Consider the following 16214-nt stretch of genomic DNA (forward strand, 5'->3'; position numbering starts at 1 on the left):
TCTTTATTTAATTGTGTTGGTTGGTAAAAATTAATAGTCAATGTATCGGCTTAGCGCTATTTGAGCAAGCCTCCTTAAACAGTTTCAATGCTACGAATAACGTCTGACCTAAATGGGTATATATGAGCTTATTATTATCTCATTATCATCAAGTATTACTTACCATAATAAAACCAGTTATTTGTAGCTATATATAAAATCGACAATCCATTTTATGATACATAATTTATATATCAGGGATGATTAGCATGACATGGAAAAACAGCGGCGCAAATAAAAATGCACTACAACCGAGTTCACCTCATAGTTTAATGGGTTTAGACCATCAAACAGCATTAGAGCATGGACTTCGATTACCGGTTGACTTTAATTACCAAAAAGTTGAATTTTCCTATCAAGCATTTGTTATGCTGCAAAGCCTTAATGATTATGACCAACAGCAGGTGATTAAAGAAATTCAATTTATCAGCCTGCACCCAACAGCAGCCTCGTCAATTAAACAAAGCCGTAATCCCTTTAGGCATATGCGCCGCTCTGATATTCCATTTCGTAATTATCATTACTTTATTGATTATAAAATTGCCGCGAACGGACAAGTGCACGTCACCGATATATTATTTGATCAACAATTATATGGTAAGAAAGATCGCCATACAGATGAGCGCACCATGTTGTATAGAGTTGAAAGGATTGGCTCAGGAGCGAAATACGATGGGGCAAAAATGGAAGAGGAAATTACAGAATTAACTACTGAATGGGGGGGCGCAAAGCCTACCACACAAGTAAAAACTGCCCATGCCGCCATAAACGGTATGCTAAATGAGTTTGCTAAAGCACAGTGGCTAATGGGCACTCATTTAGATACTGCCTATCAAAGTGATGCAATTCAAGCTTATACTTTATTTCATAATCCTAGTGATAAAGTTGTGCGCGATCTTATTGAGTGTGCATTTGATAAAAGTCAAAGTAATGCTTCGCATAATGCCCAGCACTTGGCGGCAGTATTGAAGCAAAACCAGCAGTTGGGTAAAAAGGTCAAATGGGTCGCCCACAGCCAAGGGGCAATTATTTTCTTATCGGCATTACGCTATTATCGAGTTCATTATCAAGGCTTATTAACTAGTCAAGAATTAGCTATTCATGGAAGTGGTGCTAATGTGGCTGACTTGCAGCAAGCGGCTAAATTGGTGGGGTTAAAAACCCATGAACCACGTAATAATCCATTCGATCCCGTGCCTAATCTTGCCGGTAAAAATGATCTCTCTGCCAGTAGTTTTGCTCGTTCAATTAAATTTTTTCCCTCGATAATATTTAGTTCTACGGGTGCAAGTCCACATACACTGCCTTTCTTGGGGGTAAAAACCTATTATGCCCAATTATCGACGTTAGGTTCAAAAGTTCGCGCAAAAGAAGTTAAAAAATATATTCAGAAAGCTGAGCAATTAATGCAAGAAGCACAAAAAAAACAAAAAACATTATGAAGAAATTACTAAAAACATTGTGGCAAGGTTTTGTTGGTGGTGCTGATTTTACTCAGCTCGTCACTGAGCGGTTTATTTTAGAAGACAAACTGTTAAAAATAACTATTCCTATCAGTAATGTAGTTGCTCGGCAGTTACCCAAAGAGGTTAATTATCCTTATAGAAATAGGCATTGGTTTAATACGAAGCAAAAAACTCACACCCATGAAACCTATGTGCATATCTATACTCGAGTTTGGATGTATTTGCCCATTATCGGCATTTTTCCCAGCAGTGAATACGGCATGCTCAGCAGTGTGTTTAGAATAAAAAAAACCCATGATGGTATTAATGCGCTTGATAATCAGGCCCTTGGTTCATGGCTTAATCAAGAATATGATGAATATTATAATCACCCTGAGCCTGGTGACAAAGCTCGAGGTAGCAACACTAGAATAAGGCAAGAAATGAGTAAACATACCACTCTTTCCGATGAGGTAATGGCTATTCAATTAGAAGCTGCTATAAACAACGGCGGTTATCCCCAAATTCCAGATGCTACTACGGTACAAATAAATGGTACTGAGTGGGTGTTTCATCAATTGATTAAACCTCATTCACGCAGTCGCACCGACATGTATTGTTTAGGTTTAGATGAAGGTCATTATTTAGTTGTGCGTTTTAACCATCAGGTTGACCGTTCTGACAAACATAAAAAGTGGCGCAAGGCGGCCAATCAAACGCAGCAACGGGTGATGGAGATGGTGTCATTAACTGATTATGTTGCAGATGAACCACAATCGCGACTATCCAATGATACTTCGTCAGCTCTGCAAACTTCATCTGGACAAGAAACAGTATAATGGGGTTATTGAAGAGCTTGTGGCAAGGCTTTGTTGGCGGTGCTGATTTTACTCAGCTCGTCACTGAGCGGTTTATTTTAGAAGACAAACTGTTAAAAATAACTATTCCTATCAGTAATATAGTTGCTCGACAGTTACCCAAAGAGGTTAATTATCCTTATAGAAATAGGCATTGGTTTAATACGAAGCAAAAAACTCACACCCATGAAACCTATGTCCATATTTATACTGAGCTGTGGATGTCTCTTACGATTATCGGTATTTTCCCCAGCAGTGTGTTTAGGATCAAGAAAATTCCAGATAGGATAAATGCACTTTATAATTAGGCATTGGGGCAATCGAGAATACTATAATCACCCTGAACCATAAGAGAAAGAACTAAGTTGGAATACATATTTAAGACAAGGAATGAGTAAATATCCATACTGTCAGATGAGGTGATGGCAGAGCAGTTAGAGGGGCGATAAAGGTCAGCGGTATACGCCATTCCTGTTGTTATCATTATACAAATTAATGACATAGATTGGGTGTTTTATCAATTGGTGAATCTTTGTTTCCACAGTCGCACAGGCATGTACTGCTTGGGTTTAGAAGTCTGTATTTTTATCAAGTTGACTATATGAAACTGATTCTTATGATAGCTTTATTGACAAAGATTATAATAGTGGCATTCATCACTATTATAAAAGCATTGCCTAGAGTGTTGAGGCAAGGTTTTGTCGGCGGCGCCGACTTTAGCAAAATGGTGGAAGAACGGTTTATTTTAGAGAATAGAACGCTAGACATTAATTTTCCTATCAGTAGTTTATCTCTTAACAATATTGACACTGTTGAACAGCCGAAGGTTAAGTATCCATATAGAAATCCTCAATGGTTTAACGAACATCGAAATAGCGACATTGATCTGTCCTATGTAATTTTCCATACGGTTTTTTGGATATACAAGCCAATCATTGGCATTTTACCCGACAGTGAATATGGCATGCTGGGCTGTGCTTTTGCGATACACAAAGTTTCTGAGAATATCAATGTGCTCGATAATCAGTCGCTTAAGCAGTGGCTTAATCAAAAGTATGATGAAAGTTACTATCAACTTGAACCTGTTGATGATTCTAGAGGAAAAAGAGCATACTTAAGACAAAAAATATTGAAAATATATCGCGAGCATAGTCCAAAACATGAAGCTATGCAGCTTAAGGCATTTATTAACAGTAGCGGTTACCCTCTAAATAATGATACTAGCACTGTGACAATTAACGACAATCAGTGGGTATTTCATCAGTTAGTGCAACCCCAATCTAGAAACCGAACTGATATGTATTGCCTAGGCTTAGATGAGCAACACTTTTTAGTGGTACGGTTTAAGCATCACGTTGATCGCTTTAATAAACATAAAAAGTGGCGCAATGCGGCCAATCAAACCCAGCAACGGGTGATGCAGATGGTGTCGTTAACTGATTATATTGAGGAAGAACAAAGAGTATTTTCCGCGACTATAACTGAGTAATAACTTAAAATATGAATATTCATGAGAGGTTAACTAAACCACTCATGAAATCATTAGCGGTTACGCGAAGTGCGTAAGACTTCAGGTAAAACACGGATCCTGCGCATAACGTTTGCAAGATGAACGCGATCTTTAACTGAAATACGTAAATTAATCAGATATACACGGCCATCACGTTCTTCGGTGCTGAGGTTGTGAATGTTAGAACCAGCAGAAGCAATGATCGAAGTGATTTTTGCCAACGCACCTTGGTGGTTTACAATTTCAACGCGTAAGTTAGCTTGGTATTCAACCCCTTCTACGTTGTCCCAATGTACTGAAATGTACTTATCTGGCTCGCCTTGATAGCCGCGAATATTGGCGCAGCTTTCCATGTGCACTACCAGACCTTTGCCTGGGCTCACATGAGCAATGACCGCATCGCCGGGGATTGGGCGGCAGCAATTGGCGTAAGTGACCAACATACCTTCGGCACCGCGAATTGGCATTTGTGGTCGTTCTTTATTGCTGTCTTGAGAATCAAACTGCTCACCAACCAAGCGCTGTGCAATCACAATACTCATGGCATTGCCTAAGCCAATATCTGCTAGCAGCGAGTCTAATGATGTGTGTTTGGTTTCTTTGATCACTTTCTCAAGTAATTCAGCGGGAATAGTTTCCAGCTTGGTATCACCCAAGGCATGGTTTAATAAACGTTTGCCTAATGCGATAGCATTATCGCCTTTAAGGCTCTTTAATACCTGACGGATTTTACCTCGGGCTTTACCCGTTACCACAAAATTTAGCCATGCAGCATTAGGGCGGGCACCTTTGGCGGTAATAATTTCAACGGTTTGCCCTGAAATTAATGGTTGGCTCAGCGGGTATGCTTGACGATTAACGCGTGCGCCAACACAGGTATTGCCCACATCAGTATGCACTTCGTAGGCAAAATCGACCGCCGTGGCATTGACTGGTAATTCTAAGATACGGCCTTCTGGAGTAAATACGTAAATTTCTTCAGGGAATAATTCAGTTTTAACGTTTTCAACAAATTCAAATGAGCTGCTAGCACTTTGCTGTAATTCCAGCAAACTTTGCATCCATTTATGAGCGCGAACTTGAGAAGTGCTTTGTTGAGCCGCATCGGTATTGTTTTTGTACATCCAATGCGCAGCGACACCTTTGTCGGCCATTTGATCCATTTCTTCGGTACGAATTTGCACTTCAACAGGCACCGCATGGGGGCCAAATAACGAGGTATGCAGTGATTGGTAACCGTTGGCTTTTGGAATGGCGATATAATCTTTAAAACGTCCAGGGCGCGGCTTGTATAATCCGTGCATAGCACCTAATACGCGATAGCAGGTATCAATAGAGTCGACGATAACGCGGAACGCATATATATCCATAACCTCTTGAAATTGAAGTTCTTTACTGCGCATCTTTCGATAGATTGAATAGAGATTTTTCTCACGGCCTTTGACTTTAGTAGGAATTCCAGCTTCTTCAAGGCGTGTTTCAATAGCCACTTCAATACTGTTAATCAGTTCTTTACGATTACCACGAGCTGCTTTTACGACATCGCGGATCACTCTGTGTCGCATAGGGTAATAGGCTTGAAAACCGAGATCTTCAAGTTCGATTTTAATATTATGAATACCTAATCGATTAGCAATTGGAGCATATATTTCTAACGTTTCGCGAGCAATACGACGACGCTTATCAGGGCGAAGAGCGCCTAATGTGCGCATATTGTGGGTGCGGTCGGCCAATTTGATGAGGATAACTCGAATATCTTGAGTCATTGCCATCATCATTTTACGGAAGTTTTCTGCTTGGGCTTCTTTTCTGTCACGAAACTTGATTTTATCAAGCTTGGAAACACCTTCAACCAGTTCGGCAACATCAGCACCAAATAACTCAGTGAGTTCTTCTTTGGTTACCGGTGTATCTTCAATGGTGTCATGAAGCAAGGCAGCCATAAGCGACTCATGATCGAGGCGCATGTCTGCCAAGATGCGGCTAACCGCAACGGGATGGGTGATATAAGGCTCGCCACTTGTGCGCATTTGCCCTTCGTGGGCATCACGCGCAACCAAATAGGCCTGCTTGAGTAATTCTACTTGATCCGGCTCTAGATAGCTGGATGCTGACTCTTTTAGACCTTCAAACAGATACAAGTGGCGCTACTCCTTATAAAACGCGGCCTTCTGCTATGGCTGCTACAGCGGCAATTTCAGCTGCTTCACGTTCACGAACAGTTTGGCGCTCATCAGCATCTAAAGTGTTAGAGGTGACTAAACCTAATTCGATTTCACGTAATGCGACAACCGTTGGTTTATCATTCATCTCATCAACCATAGGTTCTTTACCTTGGACGGCGATTTGGCGTGCACGACGCGCTGCAACCAGGATCATATCAAAACGGTTGCCGATTTTGTTTACGGCGTCTTCTACAGTTACGCGAGCCATGTGTTGAAACTCCAGTGTTATCTATGGGGAAAAATGACGCAAAATTGTACACTATGACAATTAGTCTGCCAAGAGATCAATAAGCATATCATTGTGGGTATGCTGCTGACTAGCACAGGTTAGTCTTTGGCTGCGAATAATGGCGTTTAAATCGGTTAGGGCGTCATCAAAATCATTATTTACAATCACAAATTCATATTGTGCGTAATGTGACATTTCAGAAACCGCTTGTGCCATGCGTGAATCAATCACTTGTTGGCTGTCTTGGCCTCGACCAGTTAAACGACGCTCTAGTTCAGTTTTCGATGGCGGTAAAATAAATACCCCAATCGCATATGGCATTAGTTTTTTAACTTGTTCACCACCTTGCCAGTCGATATCTAGAAAGACGTCGATACCATTAGTCAAAGTGTGTTCAATGACGGTTTTGGAGGTGCCATAAAAATTGCCAAAGACTTCAGCCCATTCAATAAAGGCGTTTTGGTCAATTAATGCTTTAAATTGCTCAACAGTGACAAAATGATAATGTTGGCCATCGACTTCGCCAGGGCGAGGTTTACGGGTCGTGTGTGACACTGAAACCTGTTTATCAGATGGTGTATCTTTTAATAGTGCTGATATAAGTGATGATTTACCTGCGCCACTGGGGGCTGACACAATAAAAAGATTTCCACGAGTGCTCATAAATAGGGTTTCTCATCCGATTATTCATTAAGAAAGCTTAATATTATACTCGTTAACTGTAAGGTTATGCTAGCGCAATCATAGCGATTGCTACTGTGCCTTGTTGCGATAAATGGGCGACAAGCAACAGACAGGTTAATGAATAAAAAAGTTATGTAAAACCTAGGTTGGGTCTGGCTTTATAAGATTAATTCTGTAGGCTTTGCGCTATTGATAGTGGTTGTCAGTTTTGATGGTGAAAACAATCTAATCACCTTGCCATCACTGTGTATAATTACCGATAAATTCTGTTATGTACCTAGCTGTTTTTTTTGATTTTTTCGTAAATGAATAGGAATGATTGATGTCTGTAAAAACCCTACTGTGCCGAGATGGTCGTGACACAGGCTTAAGGTTAATGGCAATTATATTCGCTGCATTTTTGTTGTTAACCGTTGCTGCTATCGTATTTCCGACGAGTGTAATTAATGTGATTGTGACGCTGGCGGTTATGCCTATTGTTGGTTTGGCTGCACTTCGTCGCTTAAATGATGCCAATAAATCGGCTAAGTTAGCGATGATTTGTGTCATACCTGTATTGGCTTTTGGCATATTGACTTACTTTATGGCGCCTTTGGGCGCGTCAGCTGGCGTATTTTTATTCGGCTTAGCCTGTGGTGGCTATTTGGCATTTTTACCGCCTAGAAATATCATTAATTATGTACAAGGATATAATGGACCAAATATGGCGCCAGTATCCAATATAGGTTCGGTTTATCACAGACAAGAGCCAGTTATGAAAGGGCAGGCTATGCCTGTTCAGGCAACGCCAGAGAGTACATTTTCAGCCGTAGAGTTAACTGATAATGACGTGAACTTTAGTACATCATCTGAGCCATATTCTGGCGAAACCCAGAGCAATCAGACTATTGATGATGTTTTACCACAGGCTGATATTGAGCAAGATAACACGGCCCTCGATGCAGATGCTGCAATAGATGACCAATACACTAGCTCATTTTCCACAGCGTCAGTGCGTAATAATCAACCGCTTTATGTCGATCAAGATGCATTACAATCTGGGTCGATTACCGAGCTAGCAAAATCTTGGCTTAATGTGGCCAAATTACACCAGCAAAAGCTTATTTTAATTGGTAAAATTACTGCGCTTATCTTGGCTATCTGTTTAGTCGTGTATTTGGTCTTTGCATTGGTCAATGTTTTTTCTAGCGACGAAACCGAACAAGCCGCACACCTTGATGGCATAAGTCATCAACAACAAGCTGGCACTCGAGAGATGGTAAAACTACCAGACGGATTTTGGCTGGCGTTAGAGGGTGAAATCTTGATTGTGCGCTGGTTAGGAGATAGCGGCGCTGCGCAAAATATGTGGCGTTTAGCGACAGCAACGGGTGATAAAACCTGCGCTAATCTTGAGTTTAATGACGGTAGTCGCTATCGACCTATCACCGTTGATTTACTTAATGATGGTGCCAGTGAGGCTAGATTTACACCATTAGACAAAGATGCCATTGTCAATGATGTCGCGCTCAGAGGCAGCTTTAAGTTGTGTGGCTATGAATTTAACTTAAAGGGCAGTCAAGCAACCTTGATGCAAAACCCTCAATTTGAAATGATACTGAGTCAGTAACGATTACAGAGAGAAACCGGACCAAAGTGATGTATTGGTTACCTTAGGTTTTGGTGATATTAGTGTTGGAGTGTTGATTGGTTAATTTTATCCGTAGCAATGTGTTACCTCAGTTTGGTTTTAGTACCGAGCACAGCTCCATTCATCCACTGGGTAATGGCCATATAAATCAGACTTTTTTGGTGCGAGATCAAGCTAAAACGATGGTGTTGCAGCGGATTAATACTCAAATATTTACTGATCCTAGGGTTATGATTCAAAATGCCGCTAACATTAGTCAGCATTTATTGGCTAAGCGGCAACAGCAACAATATCCCTTGCAAGTGGTGAGTCCAATCGCTACCGTTTCTGGCGCGCTTTACGTAGATTTAGCTGAGCAAGGATTTTGGCGGGCAATAGATTATTTGCCCCATAGCGATACAATTGAAGTAGTTGATACGCCCGAGCAAGCTAAGTTAGCGGCCGAGGCGTTTGGGCATTTTGCTGCGGCACTGAGTAACTTAACCCCCACTGATATTATCGATGTGATCCCCAATTTTTTAAATTTACCTCAACGTATGGCTCAATTGCATAGTGCTGAGATTAACGATAGTCATGAGCGATTAGCTCAGTGTAAAAAATGGGTCGATTTTTGTTTGGCTCAAACTGATTTAGTGACAACATTGTTGCAATATGAAAGCGATTTACCGATCAGGGTTTGCCATAATGATACTAAAATCAATAATATGTTGTTTGATAGTCGAGACATGTCTAGTTTAGCTATTATTGATTTAGATACCTGTATGACAGGATATTTAATGTATGACTTTGGCGATATGGTTCGTGCATTTTGCTCACCTGAGGCGGAAGATTCGACTAATTTAGCCAATGTTTACGCGCGTCCTGAAATTATTATCGCCGCTGCCAACTCTTATATTGCTTCTCTTGTTGGTATTATTACTCCGCTTGAAAAGCGTAGTCTGTGGCTAGGAACCAAAGTGATGCCATTAATGCTTGGTGTTCGTTTTTTAACTGATTATTTAAATGGTGACATTTATTTTGGGATTAAATATGAAAACCATAATCTTGATCGTGCCATCAATCAGTTAACCATTTATCAAAGTCTACTGCAGCAAGAAACTAGGTTAATGTCTTTATTTAGCGCTTAGCCAGTATCGTAAAAATCATCTCGTTATATTGCCCATTGCTAGCCAATACCAATAGTAGACCAAAGCTCTGCTCGATAACTTTTATTATTCAAACTTAGTTAGGTTAGCGTTTTTTAAAATAAGGATTTAATTGATGTCAAATATGCTCAATAAGTATAAATGGATTTTATTTGATGCAGATGAAACACTATTTCATTTCGATGCATTTGCTGGATTGAAATTAATGTTTTCGCGCTTTGATATTGATTTTAGTGCAGAAGATTTTTCTGTTTATCAGCAGGTTAATAAACCGTTATGGGTCGAGTATCAGAACGGTTTAATCAGCGCAGCACATTTGCAACACACTCGATTTACTCATTGGGCTGCTAAATTATCTGTAACACCACAGCATTTAAATAGTCAGTTTTTAAGTGCTATGGCTGATATTTGTCTCCCTTTACCGGGAGCTCGTGAATTAGTTGATTCATTGTCGGGTAAGGTCAATTTAGGCATTATTACTAATGGCTTTACCGAATTACAAAATATCCGTTTGAGTCGTACCGGTTTCCAAGATGCATTTAATCCAGTGGTAATTTCTGAACAACTGGGTAAAGCAAAACCTGATGTAGCTATTTTTCAGCATGCGTTCAGCTTAATGGGAGAGCCGCAGAAGCACCAAGTGCTGATGGTCGGTGATAACCTACACTCAGATATTTTAGGGGGGATCAATGCGGGTATCGACACATGTTGGTTAAATCATCATGACCAACCTATAAGCGATAATATTGTTCCCAGTTATCAGGTACGAAATTTAACTGAGCTACATCAACTATTGATACCGAACACATCAGTAGCAGGTTAGCTACATTGTAATGTCATATCATCTGTTATAAAAAAGCCATTCAGTTGAATGGCTTTTTTATTAGCTAATGTAAATCGATATTATTGGAATAAATCTTCAGCAACATTGTCGATAAAGATATCTCCACTTTGCTGAGTTTCAGTGACATATTCTTTAGGTTCAGTGCCTTCAACAAAGTACTCAAACTCTGTCGTATAGTCTGTTTTTCGAGTCAATTTACCCGTGGCTAAATCAATACGCGCAGATACAATCCCTTTAGGTGGAATGACGGGCGCTTCTGGGGTGCCAGATAGGGCTTTATTCATATAGTCATTCCAACCAGGACCGGCAGTTTTTGCTCCTGCTTCAGCACCGGATATTTGATCTGGATAGCCATTAGCCATCCAGCTTGAACGGCCTAATTGACGACCATGATCATCAAAACCAACCCAGAAGGTTGCGGTTAGTGTAGGATTAAAACCACTGAACCAAGTATCACGAGATTCGTTAGTTGTTCCTGTTTTACCCGCAATATCATGACGTTTAATTAATTTTGATGCTCGCCAAGCCGTACCATTCCATCCCGTTCCATGGCTCCAGTCACCGCCACCCCAAATCACGCTTTTTAAAGCTTCAGTAATCAAAAATGCTGTCTGTTCAGAGATAACTCTTTTGGCAAAATGAGCTTGTGGATTAGTACATACATTTTGCTCTGCAGTGATTGAGCTGACATTCTCTTGATCTACCTCTGTTGCCATCACAGTAAATGGGTCATCAATATCAGTAAGCTCTGTTGGCCCTGTTATAGATGGTTCTGGTTTACTGCATGCAATAGTTGGAATGGTTTGTTCAACCATGTTGTCGTATGCATCGGTGACATGATCGATAAAGTAAGGCTCAACTAAGTAGCCACCATTAGCGAAAGTATTAAATGCAGTAGCAACTTGTAATGGTGTTACCGATGCAGAACCTAAAGCTAACGATTCATTACGTGGTAAATCACTTGGGTCGAATCCGAACTTTATTAGCTCTTTTATGGTGTCGTCTAAACCGGTATGTCGCATTGCTCTAACTGACATAACGTTAATCGACTGAGCTAAACCCACACGTAAGCGTGTTGGCCCGCCGTAGATATCAGGTGAGTTCTTTGGTCGCCATGCAGTACCTTGGCGGGTATCGGGTTTGTTAATTGGTGCGTTATTGATAAGCGTAGCCAAGGTGTAATCTTTTTCTAAAGCTGCGGCATAAATAAAAGGCTTAATATTAGAGCCTAATTGACGCTTAGCTTGAGTCACTCGATTGAATTGACTCTGGCTAAAGCTAAATCCGCCTACAAGCGTTTTAATTGCTCCGTCATGAGGTTCAAGTGAGACGGTTGCACTCGATACCTGAGGAATTTGTGATAATTGCCAATGCTTACCATTGTGACGGATCCAGACTTGTTGGCCGGCGGTTAATATATCGCTTGCAAGTTTCGGTGGTAAGCTCTGACGTTTATCGCTAATAAACTTACGCGCCCATTTTAAGCCATTCCATTCAAGAGTCAGTAGTTCGCCTTTTTCATCAATCACTTGTGCTTGTTGGTCTTTTACGCTTAGCACAGCTGCAGGCATAATGCCCTGTACCGAAGACGTGCGCTTTAAAATCGCCACAATCTCATCGTTGCTTAGTGGTGTATCAGTCCATAATTCAGTGACAGGGCCTCGGTAACCATGGCGTTGGTCGTAAGCAAAAACATTATCTCTTAATGACTCCTGAGCCATCAATTGTAGATCTGAAGATATAGTGGTGTAGACATTATATCCATTGGTATAGGCGGCTTCTTCACCGTACTTCTGGATCATGTAATCACGTGCCATTTCCGAAACATATGGAGCGTATAAGTCAATTTCAGCGCCATGATATTTCGCGGTAGAAGCGCTATTGATGGCCTCTTGATATTCTGCTTGAGTGATATTACGTTTCTCGAGCATGCGGCTTAGAACCCAATTTCGACGAGATATTGCCCGTTCGGTATTTCTAATAGGATTTGCTGCTGATGGTGCTTGTGGTAAACCGGCAATCATTGCCATCTCTGGTAACGTCAGTTGGTTAAGTTCTTTACCATAATAAACTTGCGCTGCAGCACCAACGCCATAGGCACGGTTACCTAAAAATGAGCGATTTAAATAAAGAGCTAAGATTTCTTTCTTAGAGAGTGCTTTTTCAATTTTTAGCGCTAGAAATATTTCTTTTACTTTACGAATGTACGTTTTCTCATTCGATAAGAAAAACCCTCGGGCAACTTGCTGGGTTATCGTACTGGCACCTTGACTTTTCTTACCCGTCGTTATCAAAATGACCGCCGCACGAATAATACCAATTGGATCAATGCCATTATGTTCAAAAAAGCGCGCATCTTCGGTATCGAGCACGGCATTAATTAACTGAGTCGGGACCTCTTCATACTCAACAGGTATACGACGTTTTTCACCAAACTGAGAAATCAGTTTGCCATCGCGGCTATAAATACGCAGCGGAGTTTGTAATTGAACCGTCTTTAGCGAATTAACATCGGGTAAATCGGGTAGCACATAAAAATAAGCGGCAGCTATAGCAGCAATGCCAAGTAGTGATAGGCTAAAAAATGCAATTAATAAACGTTTAAACCACTTCACTCTAGAATTCCAGAAAAATTACAAATAGTGACGTTAGTATATAAGCGTGAGGGTTTTTGGTGAAGTAAAACATGAAATAACTAAATAGTATTTGTAAAATGTTGAAACATTTTATACAAATACTTATAACGAGTTGATTATGTGCTAATCTCTTAGAAAATAAAAATACAATTGTGATGACGGACTATGATTTCAAAATTATGGAAGCGTCAAGCACCTCAAATGGTCGGGATCGATATTGGATCTCATGAAATCAAAGCCATATTGTTGAGCAAGACTGCGGATGGATATAAAATTCAAAACCATGCGGCGGTTCCTGTTAGAAAAGGAGCTGTAGTTGATCATGATATTCGTGATTCTGAAGCGGTACTTGAATCATTAAGACAAATTCGACGGGGATTACCTAAATCCCTCAAATTTGCTGCTGTTGCTGTTTCAGGATCTGCTGTAATGACTAAGGTCATTTATATGGATGCTGCGTTGAATGAAGAGGAAATGGAAGCTCAAATTGAGATTGAAGCTGACAATCTTATTCCTTATTCGCTCGATGAAGTCAGTATTGATTTTGAAAGACTTAATCCTAACATTACCGATCCAACGAAAGTGAATGTGCTACTGAGTGCATGTCGCACCGAAAACATTGATTCACGAGTAGATGCACTAGATGCTGTCGAGCTGGATGTAAAAGTTGTCGATGTGGAAGCCTATGCTTTAGGACGTTCTGCAGAATTAATTTATGGCCAGTTACCTGATGGTGCTAAAGATAAATCAATCGCCATGGTTGATATCGGTGCCAATATGACCACATTCTCAGTGGTTGAAAATGGTGATACTACTTTCATACGTGAACAAGCTTTTGGTGGTGAGTTATTTACTCAATCAATCTTGTCATTTTATGGAATGCCCCATGATGAGGCTGAACGAGCCAAGATAACAGGGCAATTACCCCGTAATTATATGTTCGAAGTTCTATCACCTTTTCAGACGCAATTATTACAACAAATTAAACGAACCTTACAGATATACTGTACTGCCAGTGGCCGTGAAAAAGTTGACTACATCGTTTTATGTGGTGGTACAGCTAAGTTAGAAGGAATGGTTGAATTACTTACCAACGAGTTAGGTACTCATACTATTCTTGCTGACCCCTTCCAAGGCTGTTTGCATGCAGATGATGTGATGAAAAGTCAGCTTCAACCTAATATGAGTAAATATATGGTGGCATGTGGTCTTGCGTTAAGGAGTTATGCTCAATGGCGAACATAAACTTATTACCTTGGCGTGAAGAGGCAAGAGAGAAGCAAAAACGCGACTTCATCGGTATTTTAGCATTAGTCTTTTTAGTGACTTCATTAATCGTTTATTTATTTCTGGGTTTTCTGGAAGTGGTCACTGATGATCAACGTCAACGCAATGCCTATTTGGAATCGGAAATTAGTTTGCTTGATACCCAGATTGCCGAAATTAGAAAAATTACCGAACGTAAAAAAGACATAGAACGTCGCACAGAGATTATTCTCAATTTACAACAATCGCGTAATTTACCGACCCATGTTTTAGATGAATTAGTTCGAATTGTTCCGCCTGGTATTTATCTTTCAAGTATAGAGAAGAAAGGTAGCGTGTTATTAATTGAGGGACGAAGTGAATCGAACAATAACGTCGCTAATATGATGAGAAAGGTTAAAACTTCTGCTTATCTGAATGATCCGAGTATGCAATCGATTGTGACCCAAAATGAAGAGTTAAGGCAGTTACAACGTTTTAAATTACGTGTCACTATTCGTGATGATTCACAAGAAGCGAATGTTGATCCGAACCAAGGAGCGAGAAAATGAATCTCGACCTAGATCAATTTAACGATATCGATTTTGAAAACATTGGTGGTTGGCCTAAGCTGGTAAAAATTGTATTTGCTGGTTTCTTGTCTCTATGTGTTATTGGTGGCAGTTATTACTTGTTTATTTCCGACTCGATCAATGAGATGGAAGCTGAACAGCAAAAAGAAATTCAATTACGTGAAGATTTTGAAACTAAATATCGTTTAGCAGCTAATCTTAAACTGTACCGTGAGCAATTAGACGTGATGGAAGTGCAGTTTGCCGAATTGCTTAAAATGTTGCCTTCTGAAAATGAGATGCCTGGTTTATTAGATGATTTAACGTTTGTTGCTACTGATGCTGGCCTTAGAATTAATAGCCTAGATTGGGATGATGAAATCGAACGTGATTTTTATATTGAATTCCCAATTAAGATGTCAGTGGAAGGTGATTATCATAAAATAGGTAATATGGTGAGCGGGGTTGCAAAATTACCTCGAATTGTCAGTCTGCACGACTTTATTATAAAGCAGAACGATAGTGGTGGTTTATCAATGGATATTCTCGCTAAAACCTATCGCTTTAAAGAAGGGGCAGAATTAACGCAACAGGCCAATAAGGGACAGAAATAATGAAATTTTTGCCTTTATTCTTATCAATGGTGTTTTTATTGAGTGGTTGTATTGGCGATCGCAGCGATTTAGAGCTATTTGTTACTACTACAAAGGCACAACACGTCGCCCGTATACCGCCTTTGAAGCAAACACCAAAGTTTGAACATTTTGCATATCAAGCTGAGTTAATGCGCAGCCCGTTTGTTCCACCATCAAGGGAATTGACAGAAGAGGTGATTGATACATCTAAAGATTGTTTACAACCAGACTTAAAACGTCGCAAAAGTCGTTTAGAAACTTATGCATTAGACAATTTAAGAATGCGTGGAACATTAAGCGAAGATGGAACTATTTGGGCTTTAGTCGAATCTAGCGATGCCAATGTTTATCGCATGGGTGTAGGCGAGTATTTAGGGCTTTATCATGGCCGAATTGCTAAAGTAACGCCGCAATTTATCGAAATTATAGAATTAATCCCTGATGGTTCGGGTTGTTGGTCAGAAAGATCCAGCAATTTAGAATTATCAGGAAAATAACGTGCGAAGGATGAGAGAATA

At 40.2% G+C, this 16214-nt stretch carries 15 protein-coding genes; 11 read left to right on the forward strand and 4 right to left on the reverse strand.

The window, feature by feature from the left end; translation table 11 throughout:
- The first annotated feature begins 248 nt into the window (after positions 1 to 248).
- The 4 genes from GW828_RS11220 (at position 249) to GW828_RS11235 (ending at position 3830) form a co-directional block, all read left to right on the forward strand.
- Complete coding sequence (locus GW828_RS11220) at positions 249 to 1481, forward strand: hypothetical protein (protein WP_273058874.1); 1233 nt, start codon at positions 249 to 251, stop codon at positions 1479 to 1481.
- Complete coding sequence (locus GW828_RS11225; RefSeq protein ID WP_273058872.1) at positions 1478 to 2323, forward strand: hypothetical protein; 846 nt, start codon at positions 1478 to 1480, stop codon at positions 2321 to 2323. Before GW828_RS11220 ends, GW828_RS11225 begins: the two co-directional genes overlap by 4 nt.
- Complete coding sequence (locus GW828_RS11230; RefSeq protein ID WP_273058870.1) at positions 2323 to 2649, forward strand: hypothetical protein; 327 nt, start codon at positions 2323 to 2325, stop codon at positions 2647 to 2649. Before GW828_RS11225 ends, GW828_RS11230 begins: the two co-directional genes overlap by 1 nt.
- A 338-nt stretch (positions 2650 to 2987) precedes the next feature.
- Positions 2988 to 3830, forward strand: coding sequence for a hypothetical protein (locus GW828_RS11235; protein WP_182723093.1), 843 nt, complete (start codon positions 2988 to 2990; stop codon positions 3828 to 3830).
- Positions 3831 to 3883: 53 nt separating this feature from the next.
- Here the strand turns inward: GW828_RS11235 and spoT are convergent, their stop codons facing one another.
- Genes spoT through gmk form a run of 3 tightly spaced genes read right to left on the reverse strand, consistent with a single transcriptional unit; the run spans position 3884 to position 6968 of the window.
- On the reverse strand, positions 3884 to 5992 hold the full coding sequence (spoT, locus tag GW828_RS11240) for a bifunctional GTP diphosphokinase/guanosine-3',5'-bis pyrophosphate 3'-pyrophosphohydrolase (protein ID WP_124017483.1): 2109 nt from the start codon (positions 5990 to 5992) through the stop codon (positions 3884 to 3886).
- 13 nt (positions 5993 to 6005) lie between these two features.
- The gene (gene rpoZ, locus GW828_RS11245; RefSeq protein ID WP_011635854.1) at positions 6006 to 6284 is read right to left on the reverse strand and encodes a DNA-directed RNA polymerase subunit omega; all 279 of its coding nucleotides are present in this window, start codon (positions 6282 to 6284) and stop codon (positions 6006 to 6008) included.
- Positions 6285 to 6344: 60 nt separating this feature from the next.
- On the reverse strand, positions 6345 to 6968 hold the full coding sequence (gene gmk / locus GW828_RS11250; RefSeq protein ID WP_273058867.1) for a guanylate kinase: 624 nt from the start codon (positions 6966 to 6968) through the stop codon (positions 6345 to 6347).
- Positions 6969 to 7311: 343 nt separating this feature from the next.
- Between gmk and GW828_RS11255 the strand changes: the two genes are divergently transcribed.
- The 3 genes from GW828_RS11255 to yjjG all read left to right on the forward strand — a co-directional run bounded on the left by GW828_RS11255 (position 7312) and on the right by yjjG (position 10587).
- A complete protein-coding gene (locus GW828_RS11255; RefSeq protein WP_182697753.1) occupies positions 7312 to 8598 on the forward strand; it encodes a DUF805 domain-containing protein in 1287 nt (428 codons plus the stop codon).
- A 77-nt stretch (positions 8599 to 8675) separates the two neighbouring features.
- Positions 8676 to 9746, forward strand: a complete 1071-nt coding sequence (locus GW828_RS11260) for a phosphotransferase enzyme family protein (protein WP_273058864.1) — start codon at positions 8676 to 8678, stop codon at positions 9744 to 9746.
- Between the two features lie 133 nt (positions 9747 to 9879).
- Positions 9880 to 10587: a pyrimidine 5'-nucleotidase gene (gene yjjG / locus GW828_RS11265; protein WP_182697755.1), complete on the forward strand. Its 708-nt coding sequence runs from the start codon at positions 9880 to 9882 to the stop codon at positions 10585 to 10587.
- Between the two features lie 80 nt (positions 10588 to 10667).
- On the opposite strand, the gene GW828_RS11270 is transcribed toward yjjG, so the two are convergent.
- A complete protein-coding gene (locus tag GW828_RS11270; RefSeq protein WP_273058861.1) occupies positions 10668 to 13223 on the reverse strand; it encodes a penicillin-binding protein 1A in 2556 nt (851 codons plus the stop codon).
- Between the two features lie 186 nt (positions 13224 to 13409).
- Here GW828_RS11270 and GW828_RS11275 point away from each other — a divergent pair, with 186 nt between their 5' ends.
- From GW828_RS11275 to GW828_RS11290, 4 genes are read left to right on the forward strand one after another with little or no spacing between them, the layout of a single operon-like run.
- Positions 13410 to 14489: a pilus assembly protein PilM gene (locus GW828_RS11275; protein ID WP_124017489.1), complete on the forward strand. Its 1080-nt coding sequence runs from the start codon at positions 13410 to 13412 to the stop codon at positions 14487 to 14489.
- A complete protein-coding gene (locus GW828_RS11280; protein WP_182742754.1) occupies positions 14477 to 15061 on the forward strand; it encodes a PilN domain-containing protein in 585 nt (194 codons plus the stop codon). Before GW828_RS11275 ends, GW828_RS11280 begins: the two co-directional genes overlap by 13 nt.
- On the forward strand, positions 15058 to 15675 hold the full coding sequence (locus GW828_RS11285) for a type IV pilus inner membrane component PilO (RefSeq protein ID WP_124017491.1): 618 nt from the start codon (positions 15058 to 15060) through the stop codon (positions 15673 to 15675). Before GW828_RS11280 ends, GW828_RS11285 begins: the two co-directional genes overlap by 4 nt.
- Entirely contained in the window at positions 15675 to 16193 is a 519-nt protein-coding gene (locus GW828_RS11290) for a pilus assembly protein PilP (RefSeq protein WP_124017492.1), read from the forward strand. The genes GW828_RS11285 and GW828_RS11290 overlap by 1 nt, the downstream gene beginning before the upstream one ends.
- Positions 16194 to 16214: the final 21 nt, after the last annotated feature.

Origin of the sequence: Shewanella vesiculosa, from assembly GCF_009994065.1 — a bacterium.
In the GTDB taxonomy this organism is placed as follows: domain Bacteria; phylum Pseudomonadota; class Gammaproteobacteria; order Enterobacterales; family Shewanellaceae; genus Shewanella; species Shewanella vesiculosa.

Excerpts from the sequence above, each read along its gene's own strand:
- GW828_RS11220 (WP_273058874.1), top strand. The coding sequence starts at position 249 with ATGACATGGAAAAACAGCGGCGCAAATAAAAATGCACTACAACCGAGT.
- GW828_RS11225 (WP_273058872.1), top strand. The coding sequence starts at position 1,478 with ATGAAGAAATTACTAAAAACATTGTGGCAAGGTTTTGTTGGTGGTGCT.
- GW828_RS11230 (WP_273058870.1), top strand. The coding sequence starts at position 2,323 with ATGGGGTTATTGAAGAGCTTGTGGCAAGGCTTTGTTGGCGGTGCTGAT.
- rpoZ (WP_011635854.1), bottom strand. The coding sequence starts at position 6,284 with ATGGCTCGCGTAACTGTAGAAGACGCCGTAAACAAAATCGGCAACCGT.
- gmk (WP_273058867.1), bottom strand. The coding sequence starts at position 6,968 with ATGAGCACTCGTGGAAATCTTTTTATTGTGTCAGCCCCCAGTGGCGCA.
- GW828_RS11255 (WP_182697753.1), top strand. The coding sequence starts at position 7,312 with ATGTCTGTAAAAACCCTACTGTGCCGAGATGGTCGTGACACAGGCTTA.
- yjjG (WP_182697755.1), top strand. The coding sequence starts at position 9,880 with ATGTCAAATATGCTCAATAAGTATAAATGGATTTTATTTGATGCAGAT.
- GW828_RS11275 (WP_124017489.1), top strand. The coding sequence starts at position 13,410 with ATGATTTCAAAATTATGGAAGCGTCAAGCACCTCAAATGGTCGGGATC.
- GW828_RS11280 (WP_182742754.1), top strand. The coding sequence starts at position 14,477 with ATGGCGAACATAAACTTATTACCTTGGCGTGAAGAGGCAAGAGAGAAG.
- GW828_RS11285 (WP_124017491.1), top strand. The coding sequence starts at position 15,058 with ATGAATCTCGACCTAGATCAATTTAACGATATCGATTTTGAAAACATT.
- GW828_RS11290 (WP_124017492.1), top strand. The coding sequence starts at position 15,675 with ATGAAATTTTTGCCTTTATTCTTATCAATGGTGTTTTTATTGAGTGGT.